This is a genomic window from Ensifer adhaerens, assembly GCF_000697965.2.
GTDB lineage: Bacteria > Pseudomonadota > Alphaproteobacteria > Rhizobiales > Rhizobiaceae > Ensifer > Ensifer adhaerens.
The window spans coordinates 1,253,279-1,268,951 of the sequence record NZ_CP015882.1; the positions used below are offsets into that span (position 1 = coordinate 1,253,279).

17 protein-coding genes are annotated in these 15,673 nt (G+C 59.2%); 6 read left to right on the forward strand and 11 right to left on the reverse strand.

The genetic code is table 11. The annotated features are described in order from the left end of the window. Positions 1 to 165: 165 nt before the first annotated feature. The 10 genes from FA04_RS36765 to FA04_RS35500 form a co-directional block, all read right to left on the reverse strand. Positions 166 to 561 carry a DUF6894 family protein gene (locus FA04_RS36765; protein WP_371274060.1) on the reverse strand — a complete coding sequence of 132 codons (396 nt, stop codon included), beginning with the start codon at positions 559 to 561 and terminating at the stop codon, positions 166 to 168. Between the two features lie 108 nt (positions 562 to 669). Beyond that, positions 670 to 2,004, reverse strand: coding sequence for a PQQ-dependent sugar dehydrogenase (locus tag FA04_RS33260; protein ID WP_034800423.1), 1,335 nt, complete (start codon positions 2,002 to 2,004; stop codon positions 670 to 672). Between the two features lie 48 nt (positions 2,005 to 2,052). Then, positions 2,053 to 3,120: a c-type cytochrome gene (locus tag FA04_RS33265; protein WP_034800326.1), complete on the reverse strand. Its 1,068-nt coding sequence runs from the start codon at positions 3,118 to 3,120 to the stop codon at positions 2,053 to 2,055. Continuing rightward, positions 3,120 to 3,749, reverse strand: a complete 630-nt coding sequence (locus tag FA04_RS33270; protein WP_034800324.1) for a cytochrome c oxidase assembly protein — start codon at positions 3,747 to 3,749, stop codon at positions 3,120 to 3,122. Before FA04_RS33270 ends, FA04_RS33265 begins: the two co-directional genes overlap by 1 nt. Further along, positions 3,746 to 4,126: a hypothetical protein gene (locus FA04_RS33275; RefSeq protein WP_034800322.1), complete on the reverse strand. Its 381-nt coding sequence runs from the start codon at positions 4,124 to 4,126 to the stop codon at positions 3,746 to 3,748. The genes FA04_RS33270 and FA04_RS33275 overlap by 4 nt, the downstream gene beginning before the upstream one ends. Further along, positions 4,126 to 6,642, reverse strand: coding sequence for a cytochrome c oxidase subunit I (gene ctaD, locus FA04_RS33280; RefSeq protein ID WP_051659540.1), 2,517 nt, complete (start codon positions 6,640 to 6,642; stop codon positions 4,126 to 4,128). Before ctaD ends, FA04_RS33275 begins: the two co-directional genes overlap by 1 nt. Continuing rightward, complete coding sequence (gene coxB / locus FA04_RS33285; protein ID WP_234798837.1) at positions 6,639 to 7,511, reverse strand: cytochrome c oxidase subunit II; 873 nt, start codon at positions 7,509 to 7,511, stop codon at positions 6,639 to 6,641. The genes ctaD and coxB overlap by 4 nt, the downstream gene beginning before the upstream one ends. A 592-nt stretch (positions 7,512 to 8,103) precedes the next feature. Beyond that, entirely contained in the window at positions 8,104 to 9,039 is a 936-nt protein-coding gene (locus tag FA04_RS33290; RefSeq protein ID WP_034800319.1) for a DUF3618 domain-containing protein, read from the reverse strand. Next, positions 9,036 to 9,455: a phage holin family protein gene (locus FA04_RS33295; RefSeq protein WP_034800315.1), complete on the reverse strand. Its 420-nt coding sequence runs from the start codon at positions 9,453 to 9,455 to the stop codon at positions 9,036 to 9,038. The genes FA04_RS33290 and FA04_RS33295 overlap by 4 nt, the downstream gene beginning before the upstream one ends. After that, on the reverse strand, positions 9,448 to 9,990 hold the full coding sequence (locus FA04_RS35500) for a nutrient deprivation-induced protein (RefSeq protein WP_143106284.1): 543 nt from the start codon (positions 9,988 to 9,990) through the stop codon (positions 9,448 to 9,450). Before FA04_RS35500 ends, FA04_RS33295 begins: the two co-directional genes overlap by 8 nt. Positions 9,991 to 10,660: 670 nt before the next feature. Here FA04_RS35500 and FA04_RS33305 point away from each other — a divergent pair. The 5 genes from FA04_RS33305 to ku (FA04_RS33325) all read left to right on the forward strand — a co-directional run bounded on the left by FA04_RS33305 (position 10,661) and on the right by ku (FA04_RS33325) (position 14,301). Next, positions 10,661 to 11,038, forward strand: a complete 378-nt coding sequence (locus tag FA04_RS33305) for a hypothetical protein (protein ID WP_034800313.1) — start codon at positions 10,661 to 10,663, stop codon at positions 11,036 to 11,038. Between the two features lie 368 nt (positions 11,039 to 11,406). Continuing rightward, entirely contained in the window at positions 11,407 to 11,727 is a 321-nt protein-coding gene (locus FA04_RS33310; RefSeq protein WP_029742951.1) for a PepSY domain-containing protein, read from the forward strand. A gap of 22 nt (positions 11,728 to 11,749) precedes the next feature. After that, entirely contained in the window at positions 11,750 to 12,355 is a 606-nt protein-coding gene (locus tag FA04_RS33315) for a general stress protein (RefSeq protein ID WP_029742952.1), read from the forward strand. 225 nt (positions 12,356 to 12,580) lie between these two features. Beyond that, complete coding sequence (gene ku, locus FA04_RS33320) at positions 12,581 to 13,474, forward strand: non-homologous end joining protein Ku (protein ID WP_034804414.1); 894 nt, start codon at positions 12,581 to 12,583, stop codon at positions 13,472 to 13,474. A 14-nt stretch (positions 13,475 to 13,488) separates the two neighbouring features. Then, a complete protein-coding gene (ku, locus tag FA04_RS33325) occupies positions 13,489 to 14,301 on the forward strand; it encodes a non-homologous end joining protein Ku (RefSeq protein ID WP_034804412.1) in 813 nt (270 codons plus the stop codon). Positions 14,302 to 14,347: 46 nt separating this feature from the next. Here the strand turns inward: ku (FA04_RS33325) and FA04_RS36495 are convergent, their stop codons facing one another. Next, positions 14,348 to 14,656 (reverse strand): DUF4334 domain-containing protein, encoded by a 309-nt coding sequence (locus tag FA04_RS36495; protein WP_156553147.1) that lies wholly within the window; start codon positions 14,654 to 14,656, stop codon positions 14,348 to 14,350. Here FA04_RS36495 and FA04_RS33335 point away from each other — a divergent pair. Next, positions 14,546 to 15,672 (forward strand): IS3 family transposase gene (locus FA04_RS33335; protein ID WP_156553149.1). Its coding sequence is split into 2 segments (ribosomal slippage): positions 14,546 to 14,774 and positions 14,774 to 15,672, totalling 1,128 coding nucleotides; the frame shifts between segments, so codons are not numbered across the junction. The two genes, FA04_RS36495 and FA04_RS33335, sit on opposite strands and share 111 nt — an antisense overlap. Position 15,673: the final 1 nt, after the last annotated feature.

Consider the following 15,673-nt stretch of genomic DNA (forward strand, 5'->3'; position numbering starts at 1 on the left):
GCATCGCTCCTCGGGCGGGGTCGCCAGGTTAGGTACCGCCGCCGCGCACAGCTCACATCTTTGACACACCAGTGAACGAGCAATATCGATGATCTCCCCGGAGATGCTGCGAAAACTCCATCCTGTCCCTTAGCGATCGGGAGAGATTCTCACTGAAGATAATGCTCAATGCAATGAAACTTGGCGCGTCGGCTGGCTCACGGGACGCATGGGCGGAGCGTTGCGCGATATAAGTCGCGCAACCAACCGTCCAGATGCCGTGACCACATCTATTATGGCGTCGTAATATTCCTCATCCTTGGTCAGCTCATCTACGACCCGTTGACCGTAAGCGACGGCAGCCCCATCCGATGAATACTTTCGACCGACTTCGTCGCGGCTAACGACGCCTGCTGTATGGATATTAAATAGATAGCGGCGCATGAGATCCCACTCCGTACGTGACGCCGCTGCGCTGATGAAACCGAGCGCGCGGCAGGCGACAATTCGAGGCTTGACATGAGCGCGCAACTTATCGCGCCCTGGCCGCCTTGTCGCGTGACAGGAGCGTGACGGTGACATTTACGGCTATCGTGCCATGGTGCACTGGAAAAGCGGTGACCACCGTGCAACGCCGCATTCCTCCAGCCCAGGGGCAAGGTCAGCCGAACGCTGCGGTGATCCCGACACTCAATTGGCGTGGGGTGCTACGCGCCACACCTTGTTTCCGACATCATCGGCGACCAGCAACGCGCCGTCGCGAGCAATCGCAACGCCCACCGGCCGACCCAAAGCCTTACCTTCGGCGCTTAGGAAACCCGTGAGGATATCGCGCGGCGGGCCGGACGGCCGGCCGGCGGCAAAAGGCACGAAAATGACCTTGTAGCCGCTGCGCGGGATGCGGTTCCATGAGCCGTGTTGACCGACAAAGGCACCGCTTTTCATCTCCGGCCCGAACAGATCGCCGGTGTTGAAAGTCAGGCCGAGTGACGCCGTGTGAGGCCCGAGCGCGTAGTCAGGCTTGATAGCGACGGCCACAAGCTCCTGGTTCTGGGGTTCGACGCGATCATCAACATGTTGGCCATACCAGCTATAGGGCCAGCCGTAGAAGGCACCATCTTGTACGGACGTCATATAGTCGGGCACGAGGTCAGGGCCGATCTCATCGCGCTCATTGACGACGACCCAGAGCTGGCCTGAATCAGGCTGCCAGGACAACCCATTGGGGTTGCGAAGACCGGATGCGAACAGCCGCGTCTGTCGGCTGGCGAGGTCGATCTCGTGGACCGCGGCTCGTCCTTTCTCCTCATCCATGCCATTCTCGGCTACGTTGGAATTGGAGCCCACGGTTGCATAGAGCTTTGTTCCGTCGCGGCTGGCGATGACATCCTTTGTCCAGTGATGGTTGCGACCTGAAGGCAGGTCGACGATCTTGTCAGGCGCCCCGGTGATTTGCGTTGCACCTTCCTGATAGGGAAAGGCCACGATGGCGTCGGCATTGGCGACATAGAGTGTGCTGTCGAGCAATGACATTCCAAAGGGGGAGTAGAGCCCAGTGATGAACGGTGTCTTGGTTTCCGCCACGCCGTCACCATCTGAATCACGCAGAAGCGATATGCGGTTGGCGCTCTTCGTCTCGGCACCGGCTCTAGCCTGGAAGAGGCCCATGAAGAAGGCCCGGATCGAAAAGCCCTCGTCGGGCTTCGGCGGCGCATTGCTTTCGGCCACCAGAACATCGCCATTGGGCAGCACATGGAGCCAGCGTGGATGCTCCAGATCGCCGGCGTATTCCTTGACTTCAAGCCCTTGCGCCGCGACGGGCATTTGCCCATTGGGCCAGGGCGTGGCCTCGGCGACGTTCACGGAGGGCAACCACTCCGCTTTCGGTTCAACGAGAACCGGATCCGGTCCATAGGTCTGCTCGATCGGCACCGTGGCTTCATGCCGGGACAGCGCAACTAAGCCCCCACCCGCGGCAACCACAAGCGCAGCGACAACAAGAACGGTGATCAGCAGCTTTTTCATGACCGGCTCCTCAATGACCGAGCCAAACGATTTCGGCACGAAGGTGTTTCAATCCTCAGGAGGCAAACTCGAAAAATATGCCGAAACATTCTCGATATCTGCGTCAGACAGGTATTCTGCCGCTTTCTCCATCAAATGGCTGAACGGAGTTCCCGATCGCGAGCCTTCGCGAAAGAGCTTCAGTTGTGCCGCGAGAAATGCCTCGGGCTGACCGTCAAGCCTTGGGTAGGACGGGTTACGTTGCGAATTTTGGTGGCAGCCCAAGCATGCCGGAACTTTTTGGGCGGGACGGCCGTGCTGCGCAATCTGCTCGCCCTGCCCCACCCGATCGTCTTTTAGTGGTTGCACCACCGCATTGCGCTTCAAAGCTGCGAAATGGCTGGCAAGAGCGCTAAGATGCCCCGGATCCACCGACTGCACGGGAAGTTGCATCATGCCGCTTGGTCTACGTCCCTCGAGATAGGCGTTGAGGCTTTCGAGCAGATAGGCCTCCTTCTGTCCTGCAAGAACAGGCGTGAGCGGGCTAAAGCCCATCCCACCGGTCCCATGGCAGCGGGTACATTCTGCCAATGCATCTTCAAATCGGAACGCATGCATGGGTGGCTGTGGCCTCTCGCGATAGGCGAGCAAACGATAGGTGGCCGCATCCATAGCCGGAAGCTTTCGCAGGAACGCAACCATGCTCCAGATTTCGTCGTCGCGCGCCTGGGTCGGCCACGCCGGCATGCCGGTGAAGCGAACCCCGTGCTTCACGATGCGAAACAGTTCTGCGTCCTCCCATTGCTCGACTACAGCGGAAAGATCCGGCGGTCGCGGCAACATCGCAAGTGCTGCTGGGGACCGCGGTTCGCCCGGCGCACCGTGGCAGGTAGCACAGCCACGGGCAAAGTGACCGGCTGCCGGTGGGATGCCGTTATCAGGTAGCCTCTCCGGGGCATCAACGGCGAGCGCATAGGTGCGAACGGCCGAACGCATGGCAAAATGCAAAAACCACTCGGTTATTCTCCAATGGCCGGAAGACGCACCGACGTTGAAGAAGCCGATCCAGGTGGCAAAAAGGACGACGATCGGCAGGATGGCGAGCCCGACGGCCAGGTGCTTCCATCGAACATGCATCAGGCGACCCTCCGGTTTGGCTCTGCAAGCAGACCGGAAAGCAAGGCGACCCCACCTGCGAGATAGGCTGCGGCGCCAACCATCAGCATGACAACGGCGCCGAGTTGCTGATCCTGAGCCGCCGTCAAGGTCGTGCCGAAACAGGTGACATCGCCAAATTGATAGAGCGTGCGTGGGCTGAGCGCCAAGAGGGCGCCGAGGAGCGTCATATGAACGCTCGTCAGCAGCAAACCGAAGGTGCCTGCCGCATTGCTTGAAGACCTGTTCGTGCTCCCGGCCGCAAGACACGTGGACCATAGGAACAACCCGGCGGCTAGAAAGCAGGCCTGCTCAAGGGCGGTGCCCCAAAGCGAACTCTCCGCCAACCGACGTGCAGCCGGTGCATGCCAACCCCAGACCACCAGGAGTTCGACGAGCGAGGCGACGATCGGCAACCCGGTGAGCACGGGCCGGCGACAGCTGGCGAGACGGGGAGCAACACCTATAGCGATCAGAGGTGCTGCGACTGCTACGACCCCCATGTGCGCGAGCATGTGGGCGGTAACCGAGCCGCGCCACGCACTCAAAAGCGGGCCAAGCCAGATAACGGCCAAAAGGAGGCAACCATTCGCAAGCCAGAGCACCCTCATCGCAAGCACTCCGAAACAAAGATCGTCGGCAGTGCCGTCATCAGGACGGCGACGAAACTCAAGCCGGCAAGCAGCAAGGTTGCAAATCCCTGAAACAGAAGGCGATCGTGGCGCGTCGGATCGTCATGCGGAGGATCGTGCGCGCCGAAGCCCCACTGGCGCCACGCAAGGAACGCCGAAAGCCCAATGGCTGCGAGCGCTAAAACCGTGATGACGGCGATGCCTAGGCGCAAGGATTTGAACTCCATCGCGAACAACGCTGGTTTGGCACAGAAAATCGCCGCGCTGGCGTAGCATATCAGGAAGTGCCCGGCCCAGATGGCCGGCCCCGTGAACAGCGTCCAGAACGTTTCGATTTCCCTTGGCAGCAGACGCATTAAAGTGCCTCCGGGAAAAGACCGATCACGAAGAAGGTGATGAGCGCCGTAATTGCCAGGAAATGCCAGTAGAGGGCCACGTTGCGCAGGTCCATGTCGTGGGTTTTCGTAAGGCGCCCGGCAAGGCTTCGCGCAAGACAATAGGCTAGCATGACAGCGCCGACACAAGCATGAACGACTGTCCAGCAAACCAGCACCCAGACGATGGCCGGGTAAACATGTGCGGTCGGGTTCATGGCGTGCAACCAGGGCCCCGCGATGCCAGCCGCGGATGCGACGACCGTCAGGGCGAGCGCCACGATCAAAGCGGCACGCGCGAACGCCGTACGCGCGAGGGCGTTGAAATGTCTTGCAGCCAAGGTGGCGAGCCACGCAAAGACAAAGAGCGCTGCCGAAACCAGTGGCCACATCATCCCGGGACCAGCTGATCCCGCCGTGAAGTCTTCGTGTATCGTCCAATAGAAAAAATAGCCGAAGATCAGGCTCGCAAAGGCGGTGCTGTCGCCCACCATCGTGATGAACATGGCCCACCAGCCGACTGAAGACGGACCGGATGCGTAAAGCGGCAAGGCGAGCCCAACGCCGACGTCCTTGTGCGGCTTCTCGGGAATTTCCCCGGTCCCCGTCCAAAGCCAATAGAGGATCGCGCAGAAACAGGTGAAGGCGGCGACGGCCCCTGCGACCCACCACTTAAACGTCAAGGCGATGAACACGGCACCGAGCGAGAAGGCCGAGAGGATGGTGACCTTTGAGGTGCCGCCAACGCGCAAGACCTGTTCCGGCCGTGCATCGAGCACGGAGGTGACCAGGCCTTCGCGACGCCCTTCCTTGGCGTCGGGAAGATACCATCGCCCCTCGCTGATCTCGCGGGCAAGCGTCGGTTGATCCCAAAGTGGATAGCGGCTCGAAACGAAGGGAACGGAGCGCACACCCCAGTTTTCCTCAGGCTCGCTGACCCATTCAAGCGTTCCGGCATTCCACGGGTTTTGTTCGGCGCGAGGCTCCCGGTGCTTAGGGCGCAGGACATCCCACACCACGATCAAAACGCCGAAGGCAAACACGATGGCGCCGACAGACGACACAAGGTTCAAGAGGTTCCACCCAAGGTCGCCCGGATAGGTAAAAACCCGACGCGGCATGCCGAAAAGGCCGGTCAGATGCATTGGAAAGAAGGTGACGTTGAAACCGACAAACATCAGCCAGAAGGCAATGCGTCCGAGCGTATTGGACAGGCGTTTTGCATCGATAAGGGGGTAATAGTAGTAGATCCCCGCAACGACCGGGAACAGCATCCCTCCAATCAGGACATAGTGGAGGTGGGCAACCACGAAGTAAGTGTCGTGCGCTTGCCAGTCGAAGGGCGCAATTGCCACCATGACGCCGGTTAGCCCGCCGATGACGAAAATGGCGATGCCGCCTACCCCGAACAGCATTGGAGTAGAAAGGATGACGCGGCCCGCAAGCATGGTGGCAATGAAGACGAAGACTTGAACCGCCGTTGGGATCGCCACTGCCTCGGAAGCGGCCGAAAAGAAGGCAAGCGATATCTGGGGCAGTCCTGTCGCGAACATGTGGTGTACCCACAAGCCGAATGACAGGAAGCCGGTGCCGACCGCGGCAAGCACGATCCAGGAGTAACCCACGATCGGACGCCCCGAAAAGGTCGGAACGATCATCGCCATCAAGGCAATCGCCGGCAGGAAGATGATGTAGACCTCCGGATGGCCGAAGATCCAGAAAAGGTGCTGCCACAGCAGCGGATCGCCGCCGCGTGCCGGATCGAAGAAGGGCCAGTCGAACATGCGCTGCATTTCAAAGAGGATATCGCCGGCAATCAGCGGCGGAAATGCAAAGAGGATCATGCCGGCGACAATCAGCAGATACCAGGCGAAGAGCGGCATCAGATTGATGCGCATGCCGGGTGCGCGACATTTCATGATCCCGACGATGAGCTCCACCGCCGCTGCAATCGAAGCCACCTCGATGAAAGAGAGGCCTAGCAGCCAGATGTCGGCGCCAATGCCGGAAAGTTTTTCGTCGGTTGCCAACGGCGGATACATAAACCAACCGGAGGAAGGCGCTGCATCAAAGAAAATCGAGCCGCACACAAAGATGCCACCGAGAAAAAAGCTCCAGAACCCGAACGCGCCCAGTCGCGGAAACGGCAACTCTCGAGCCCCGATCATCGGCGGCAACAGAAAAATCGCCACTGCCTCGAAGATTGGCACGGCAAACAGGAACATCATGACGGTCCCGTGCAGCGTGAATAGCTGATTGTAGAAGTCCGCAGAAACCAGATCATTGTCGGGCATGGCCAATTGCGCCCGCATAATCAATGCCAGCGCGCCGGCAAAGAGCAGAAAGATGAAGGCGGTGGACGCATACCACAGCCCGACCTGCGTGTTGTTGACGCTCGTCCAGTAGCGCCAGCCGTGCGGATTCTCCCAGACTTTGCGCAGCCGCTCGCTCTGCGCTGCGCGCTCCTCTTCACTCGCGCGGGCGCCCGGCTCGGTCATCTCAGTCCTTTCAGCCAGGCGGCGATTGCACGGATATCTTGCGGCGCCAGCATGGAGAAAGCGGGCATGGCCGCACCAGGCTTGATCGCACCCGGGTTCGCGATGAAGCCAGCAATGTTGTCCTCGGTGTTGGCGACGATCCCGGCTCCTAGCATCTGCCGAGACCCTAGGTGAGAAAGATCGGGTCCAGCCGCGCCTGCGGCCTCCGTGCCCGCAACGCGATGACAGGAGCCACAGCCATGGCGCAAGAAGAGAGCACGCCCCTCTCCCGCGACGTTTATCGAGGCTTTCGCCTGGCTGGCAAGCCATGCGTCGAACGCGTCGGGTTCCATGGTCACTGCGGTGAGCGCCATGAATGCGTGAGACGTCCCGCAAAATTCGGCGCACGCGCCGCGAAATACCCCCGTTCTTTGCGCCATCAGCGAAAGGCGGTTTTCGCGACCCGGGATCATATCCATCTTGCCCCCGAGAGAGGGTATCCAGAAGGAATGGATTACGTCATCGCTCTTCAGTAAAAATTCTATTCGCCGACCGACCGGCAAGCGGATCTCGTTTGCCGCTGCGATTGTGAGGCCGCGATGGACATAGACCACCTGCCACCAATATTGCCTGCCGGTGACTTCGACCCGAAAATCCGTAGCATCGCGAAAAGTCGGCGAAGGTCTAAGCGTCGGCATTAACCAGAATGCATATGTCAAAAGGGCAAAGAGCGTCACAGTTGGGAACACGCCGCCGCCCCACAGGACGAGCCGGCTTGCGGCAGGCTCTGCGAAAACTCGTCTTTGACTGCGCACGGCAAAGCAGACGAAGGCGACCACCGCGAACCAGATCGCGGCTGCGCCGAAGGACATGACGACAAACAGGGTCAACGTCGCCTCTGCTTCCGAACCCGCAGGGCTCAACGCGGATTGAGTGCCCTGGCAGCCAGGCAGAGCAACCGCGATTGAGGGCAGCCTTTGGAGCAATTTTCGTCTTTGAGATCGGAGGCGTGGCGTTTTACTGTCCTTTCCAGAAGAGTTGATCGCTTAACCCGAGCCTCCCCGCAAAGTTCCAGAAAGCGTTCCCGCGCCGATTTTAACTTCTCGGGATTGGTAGGTGTTGAACGGTGAGCTACGCACCGCTCTCGACAGGGAGGTTCCGTTGCTCGTTGCCGCTTACGGCCTGAGCGGCAAGGATGCAATCTGCGATTGTGCGCTCGGCACAAGAGCGGACAAATTCGTGCGCGTTATCGAATTTGCCCATCGCATGACGGCGTTCCGCCCGATTGAGCGAGGCGCGCCGCATTGCCGCAGGAACCGAAGAACGGCTGCCGCCACTCCCAAAAGCAGGGGAGACTTCGCGACGCGCTCGGCATTCTCCTGAACGCCAAGATCGCAAATCCTCAGCGCGCGCGGGGATCGCCTCTGCCCCTAGCAAACAGCAGGCGTCCGCAAGGTTGCGGTCAGTGACAATTTCCGGCCGTCAGCCAGAAGGGTTTTCGTTTTCAGGCTTGTTGGCCTCTCCCAAGGCGCTCTTGGCACCCTCGATCGCGCCCTCGGCAGCTGCACCAGCCGTTGCTTGAAGCTGGCCGCGAACGCGATCCGAAACCTCGCCAGCGGTCTCATCCTCAAAGTCCGTTGCGGGGAGTGCCGCTCCGATGGCCGCACCGATCGCAAAGGCCAGCGCTCCGCCAACCAGAGGCTGATCTCGAAATGTCTTGAGCATGGCGGCATTCAGCTGCGCCCCGTGATCCTGAGCACTCTCATGGGCGCTCCGAATGCTGTCGGCTGCTGACCGGGCGGCATCTGAAACGGCACCGGAGACACCGCTGGCCGCCCCCTTCACCTCGCGCCATGTCGCTGATGCCCAGCCGGTTGTTTCATCGAACAAACTGCCTGCCTCATCCCGGATTTCCGCAATCGCCTGGCCCGACGTATCGGCGAAACCGCGATAGACGGTTCCACTTGGATCGACGAAGTGACCGGCCCTTCGGCCGGCCGCATCGGTCTTCGCGCGAAAACGACTGCCGTCCTCATCCTCAAAATGGCTGTAGCGCTCGCCAAAATTTGCCTCGATCGGTCCGACCCGTCGCAAGTTGCCCTTTACTCTCGCAAGCGGGTAATCATCCACTCCCTTCTCAACGCCCGACGCTTGAGGCGCTCGCGAGGCGGGATCGGCAAGGAGCCATGCAAGACCGATCCCTGTCAATGCGACCGGGATCGGGTTCGCCTTCATTGCCCCACCCAGATTGTTGAGGAAGTCGGCACCTCCACTCCTTCTGGCATAGGCGATGAATTCATCCATTAATTCGCCAGGCGACATTCGCTCTTGAATGGCATGCAGTTTTTCTTCAATCCTTTGACGGTCCGTCTCGATCTCCCGTTGAAGGTCGGCGGACGAATGCATGTCGACGTTCATTTCACTGTCTCCTTGGCCACGTCCAGGTCGCGCTGGAGCGACGCCGTCGTTTTTTCAAACCGAATGCTGCGGTTTCCGAGCCTGGCAAGGCTGCGCGAAATCATAACCCACGCGAGGACGCCGACGACAAGACCAACCGCGACCGCTGAGAGCGCATGGGCATTTGCCTCTTGCATTCCCTGCTGCATCAAAAAGGCGCCCAGACCCTCGACCACAGCGCTCAGAAGCACGCCGATCGCGGCAATAGCAAAGATAAGGCCAACCATGAGCGTCTCGATGCTGCCGATCGCCCGGTCAATATTCTCGCTTGCCTCGGCCTTGGCGAGGTCGATCTCCTTGCGAAACAGTCCGGCTATATCGGTCACCAGTCCCGTCATCAGGTCGGGTAAAGAGCGGTCGTCACGGGGGTTATGCATCGCGGAAGTCCTTTTCAAATGACCAATCGTCGCCTGCGCGGGGGGATGACGAGGAGTTCGATGTCTTGGTGGCCGTTCGCTTTGCCGAAGCGATCAGAAATCGGCTCGCTGCCAGTCCCGCAATCGCTGCCATGCCAAGAAAGGCAAGGGGCTGCTTCCGCCCATAGTTTTCTGCAATCGACGCGATTTCACCGAGATCCCGGTCTTCGCATTCGCGGGCCAGCCGTCCGATCGAATTTCCAAGGTCCTGGGTGTAGCGGCCAAGCCCCGGTTGATCGGAATCGCGAAGTTCAGATCCCACCTTCTCCATGGCGCCAGCAAGACCACGCAATTGGCGCGCCAATGCCCCCTTTTCGTCATCCACGACTTTGGCTGCTGCCGCTTTTGCCTGGCCCGAAAGATCGTCACTCGCGACGTTCTGGTCGACGCGGGGCCGACCTGCATCGCTCTCGCCCCCCCCAGAATAAGGGCCGCCTTCTTGTGAGGGCGAAATAGGTTGCTGTTGTTGTCTACGGTTCTCCGGGTTTTCGATCATCACAAACCTCCTGGTTATCTGACGCGGGCCCTTCGTTGCGCTCCAACCAGCGGATCGCTATCTTGTTCCCTGCCTCATACGGCCACTCGGCTTGGCGTTTGTTCGATCCGAAGGCGCTGCCCAATGAAGACGCTGGGCGACTGCGATCGATCTCGTGGAACAACCCCGCCCTGCGCAGGGATTCCCTCAGCCCCTGCACAGCACCGCGGCGTCCGCCAACTGCGGTGCTGCGAGCTTAGGACTCTACTGACCGATCATGTTGAGGAAGATGCCGTTCCTCTTGCTTTGCTCAAGAAGGGCCTCAACCCCCTCGATGAGGCCTAGCTCGAAAACGGCTTGGAGAGAATTGGGGCAGTTTGGGCGCTCCCGAACTTCAAGATAAGAAACGCTATCGATTTCTCCTTGCAGGCGTCTGCTACCGGAAGCCCGCTATCCCCTGAAGGTTCTTGTCCAGCATGACGACATCGACTGGCGGCCCACCTCTAAGCTCGGCGTCCCTCCATTCGCTCCTTGAAACCTCGATGAGGTCGTGGTGGCAGGAGATTTTCTTGGACCAGGCGTGGGTTTCTATCGGTTGTCCGCATTTTGCTCATGGATTGGAACTTTTCCCGGTCTTTTCGGGTTCACGCAACAACCTTTTCGTGTGGACCAGGTGCGAATGGAGAGGAAAATGAAATGGCTTCCTGTCACCGCAGTTCTTATCGCTGGCCCAGCCTTTGCCCAAAGTGCCGAACTTGAATCGGCCTGCACGTCGGTCGCAAGGAATTTTTTCATGACCGACACGCTGAATGTCGGGGTCGTGCAATCGTTCCCTGAGCTTAAGCCCCCTGGCGTCCGCTTCAAATATTCTGAGAGATCGGATACGAAGAAGGCCGAAATGTCAGATACGTTCGACTGCGAATTCGATCAGCCAAATCCGATCACAAAACTCCTACGCTTCTGCGTCTCCCGGACTTGCTACTCTTCCGACCAGGAAGATGGCGAACGCCGACGCCGATTTGAAGAAATGCAGCTTCTTATGCAAAGAGGCAAAAGCGCCAGAAAATAAGCATGGCACCTTCTAACCGATGGGTCTCGGCGGACGGCGTTCGAGGGCCAACGCTAAACGAGATTTGCGGCGCCAGACATCGGGCGTGCCAGTGAGGCTCGGCTCACGATGGCACGTCGACTATCCGCAGCAATCACATTTCCTACAAAGCAGAGAACGTCCGGCGTTGACTTCTTGATGCTAAAAGCGGCTCCCACCCGACTTCGGCAAATGCAACTTGCGTAAGCGCAAAGAATTGCGGACTAGCCTCCGCTCATGGTTCGAGTGCTCCGGTCGGGAGTGGAAAAGACCAAATGCTTAGGAACCAAAAGCGTTTCGCCGAGTTTGAACATTGCCGTTAACGGGCTGAGAAAAAGGAACCGAACATCATGAAGAACGTACTGCTCGCCGCGGTCTTCCTCGGCGCATCGAGTTTGGGCGCGCTCGCGCAGACCGCCACACCTCCGGCTACGGCAGATGGTGATACGCCTGCCGTGGCAACACCAGACACCACCAATCCAACAGCGCCCGTCGCCGGCGCCAACAGTTTCACGGAAGAACAGGCCAAGGATCGCCTTACTGACGCCGGCTACACCGATGTGACCGGTCTAAAGCTCGACGACAAGGGCGTCTGGCGTGCAACGGCCTCGAAGGACGGCAAATCCATGCAGGTCGCGCTCGACTATCAGGGCAACATTGTTGCCAACTAACTCCAGCAAAGAGGAAATTCCCATGAAAACCGTTAGTGGACTTTTTGACGACTATTCGGACGCCCAAGCAGCAGTGTCAGCCCTTGAAGATCGCGGCGTTCCGTCGGACGACATCAGCATCGTTTCCAACAATGTTGGCGATTGGTACGGCACTGCAGACGAAAGCAACGCGGCTGAAGGCGCTGGAACGGGCGCCGGTGTCGGCGCTGCGGTCGGTGGCATTGGCGGCCTGTTGACTGGTCTCGGGCTCATGGCCATTCCCGGTGTCGGGCCGGTGGTCGCAGCCGGTTGGCTTGCCGCGACCGCGGCTGGTGCTGCCGCCGGCGCGGTAGCAGGTGGTGCCGCCGGCGGGATTATCGGAGCGATGACGGATTCGGGCGTTCCGGAGGAACATGCCCATGTCTATGCGGAAGGCGTACGGCGCGGTGGCACGGTCGTCACGGCACGGGTCGACGACGCGCTCCAGGCGGATGCCGAAGCGATCCTGCGCCGAGGTACCTGGGTGGATCCTGTCCAACGCCGCGCCGCCTACACGGAACAGGGCTGGACACGCTTTGACGAGACGCTCGATCCCTACACCGCCGACGAAGTCGAGAAGGAACGTCAACGTCTCGAGAGCATGCGCTAGTTTGAACCAAGGCGGCCATGATGCGTTCAGATCACCTGAACCGTAAACTGGCCTTCGCACGTTCCTGATGATTGGCAGGCTCTCTCGTCCCGGCGCCCAACTCAGGCGCAACAACGGCACCTGACAAAAGCGCTTAGACGTTTCGTAGAGTTTGACGAAATTGACCGTGGAACGATTTGCATACCGACAGGTTGCGTCCTCCCGGGTGTCGAAAGGAATGGAGCCATGGTTGCCCCGCGAGCGAACTGGAAAGGCTACATCAAGTTCGGAGAGGTCACCTGTCCAGTGGCACTTTACACCGCCGCGTCCTCGTCCGAACGCATCAGCTTCCATAGGCTCAATCGAAAAACAGGCAACCGGGTAAAGCGCGAGTTCGTTGACAGCGAGTCGGGAGAGCCCGTTCAGGCCGACGATCAGGTAAAAGGCTATGAAATCGAGGGTGGACGATACGTCGTCCTGGAACCTGAAGAAGTCGCAGCGGTGGTTCCGGAAAGCGACAAGACCCTGAAGATCGAGGCCTTCATTCCCTGCTCGCAGATCGACACAACCTATTTCGACAAACCCTACTATCTTGCACCCGACAAGATGGGCGGGGAGGCTTTCGGACTGCTCCGTGATGGGATGGCTAAGGCCAAGGTCGCCGCGATCGCCAAGACCGTGCTTTTTCGCCGGCTACGAACCGTACTTGTCCGCGCACACGGCAAGGGGCTGGTGGCGGCAACCCTCAACTTTGACTATGAAGTGCGATCTTCGAAAGAGGCGTTCCAGGAGCTTCCCGACCTCAAGATAGAGGGCGAGATGCTGGAACTTGCAGAGCACATTATCCGCACAAAGAAAGGCAGTTTTGACCCCGGCGACTTTGACGATCGGTACGAGGCGGCTCTTGCCGAGCTGGTCAAAGCCAAAATCGAGGGGCGTGCACTGCCGAAGAAAAAGTTGCCCGTAGCATCCAAGCCCGGCGATCTGCTCAAGGCGCTCCGCGAGAGCGCAGGCATCAATGCGAGCAAGTCGAAGTCCAAGCGTCAAGCGGCCAACGCAAACAAGGGCGCTCGTCGGCAAAAGGAGTCGAGCTCGTCTCCCAAGTCGAAACAGGCGGCAACGTCGCGTCGCACCGGCTGACGGGAGATTGAGCCATGGCTGTCCGCCCGTACTGGAAAGGCTATTTGAAACTCTCGCTGGTGACGTGCCCGGTTGAGATGATGCCGGCCACGTCCGATAGCGAAAAGGTTCGCTTCCACACGCTTAATCGCGAGACCGAGAACCGTGTCGTCAGTCACTTCGTCGATGCGGTAACCGGGGAAGAGGTCAAGGAAGACGATGAGGTCATGGGTTACCAGCGCGGGGAAAAGGAGTACGTCGTGATCGAGGACGAGGAGCTTGAGACCGTCGCACTCGAAAGCACCAGGACCATTGATATCTCGACGTTCACCCCGCGCGACAGCCTCGAGTGGATATGGCTCGATACGCCTTACTACCTTTCTCCGAGCGAACCGGTCGGCCAGGAGGCCTTTTCTGTTATCCGAGATGCGATGGAAGCCCAGAAAATGGTCGGTATTTCACGACTGGTCATATCGCGTCGGGAACGAGCCGTCATGCTCGAGCCGCGTGGCAAGGGGATCGTGCTCTGGACATTGCGCTACGGCGACGAAGTTCGTGGCGAAGAAACGTACTTCACCACCGCGAGCGACGCCAAGGCGGACCCCGAGATGATGCCGCTTGTGCAGCGATTGATAAAGAAGCTGACGAAGGATTGGAGCCCCAGCATGGTGGAGGACCCCGTGCAGGAACGCCTGGTCGACATCATCGCTGCCAAGAAGAAGGCGATAAAGAAACCGTCCAGGGCCAAGTCCAAATCGTCAACCACACCATCGCCACCCAGCAACGTCGTCAACATCATGGACGCCTTGAAAAAGTCGGTCGCAGCGGAGCGTCGTCCCCGGAAATGAACCATCCGCGACCCTTAGACCTTGACGACGGCACGGCTGGCTCTCGTCAGCCCACGGGCAGGTTCTGCACCAGCGCGGTGGGATCGATGACCCTCTCAAGTTCAAAGACATAAAACCGATCGTCATCTCGCATGGTCATCAGTCCCATCAAGCTGTCGTCATTGATCCGTCGAAAATGGTCGACCTGAATAGCACCGAGATTTGTAGACGCCTTCTTTCCTAATTTTGAGGCAAGAAGAGCATCATGAGCAAATCGAATTTCAGCGAAGAGTTTAAGCGTGACGCGGTGCGCCAGATCACGGAGCGAGGCTATCCGGTTGCTGAGGTTTCGCAGCGTCTCGGCGTCAGCCAGCATTCGCTCTACGAATGGAAGAAGAAGTTTGCTGCGTCGAACGCCAAGGGCAACGACGAGACCGAGGAGATCAGGCGGCTAAAGAAGGAACTGGCTCGCGTTACCGAGGAGCGAGATATCCTAAAAAAAGCGGCCGCGTATTTCGCCAGGGATGCAAAGTGAAGTACGCGTTCATTGCTCTGCATCGCTTGCAGTTTTCGGTGCGGACGATCTGCCGCCTTCTGCGGGTTCATCCCAGTGGATTTTACACCTGGCTGAAGAACCCGCTGAGCAGGCGAGCCAACGAGGACAAACGACAGACCGATCTGCTCCTGAAGGCATGGGAAGAGAGCGGGAAGGTCTACGGTTATCGCAAGCTGCACGACGACCTTCTCGATCAGGGCGAGATATGCTGCCCGAACCGGGTTGCGCGTCTGACCCGTCTCGCCGGGATCAAGGCGCAGATTGGCTACAAACGCCGTCCCGGCATCTATGGCGGCAGGCCTGCCGTCGCTATCGACAACACGCTCGACCGGCAGTTTGACGTAGCGGCTCCGGACAAGGCCTGGGTCACGGACATCACCTATATCCGGACCTGCGAAGGTTTTGCTTATTTGGCCGTCGTCATCGACCTCTATTCCCGCCGGGTCATCGGCTGGGCGATGCAGAGCCGCCAAACCACGGACGTCGTATTGCAGGCTCTGCTCATGGCGGTGTGGCGACGCAAACCGAAGGACAAAGTGCTGATCCACTCCGATCAGGGCTCGCAATTCACCAGCATGGACTGGGCCTCGTTCCTCAGGCACCACAATCTGGTTCACTCGATGAGCCGACGCGGCAACTGCCATGACAATGCGGTGGCCGAGAGCTTCTTCAATCTTCTGAAGCGAGAGAGGATACGTCGCAGGGTCTACCGTTCACGCGATGAAGCTCGCCAGGACGTGTTCGACTACATCGAAATGTTCTACAACCCGAAACGCAAACACGTCAGGAACGGGATGCTGTCACCCGTCGAGTTCGAGAAGCAGCAGAAAATCTAAC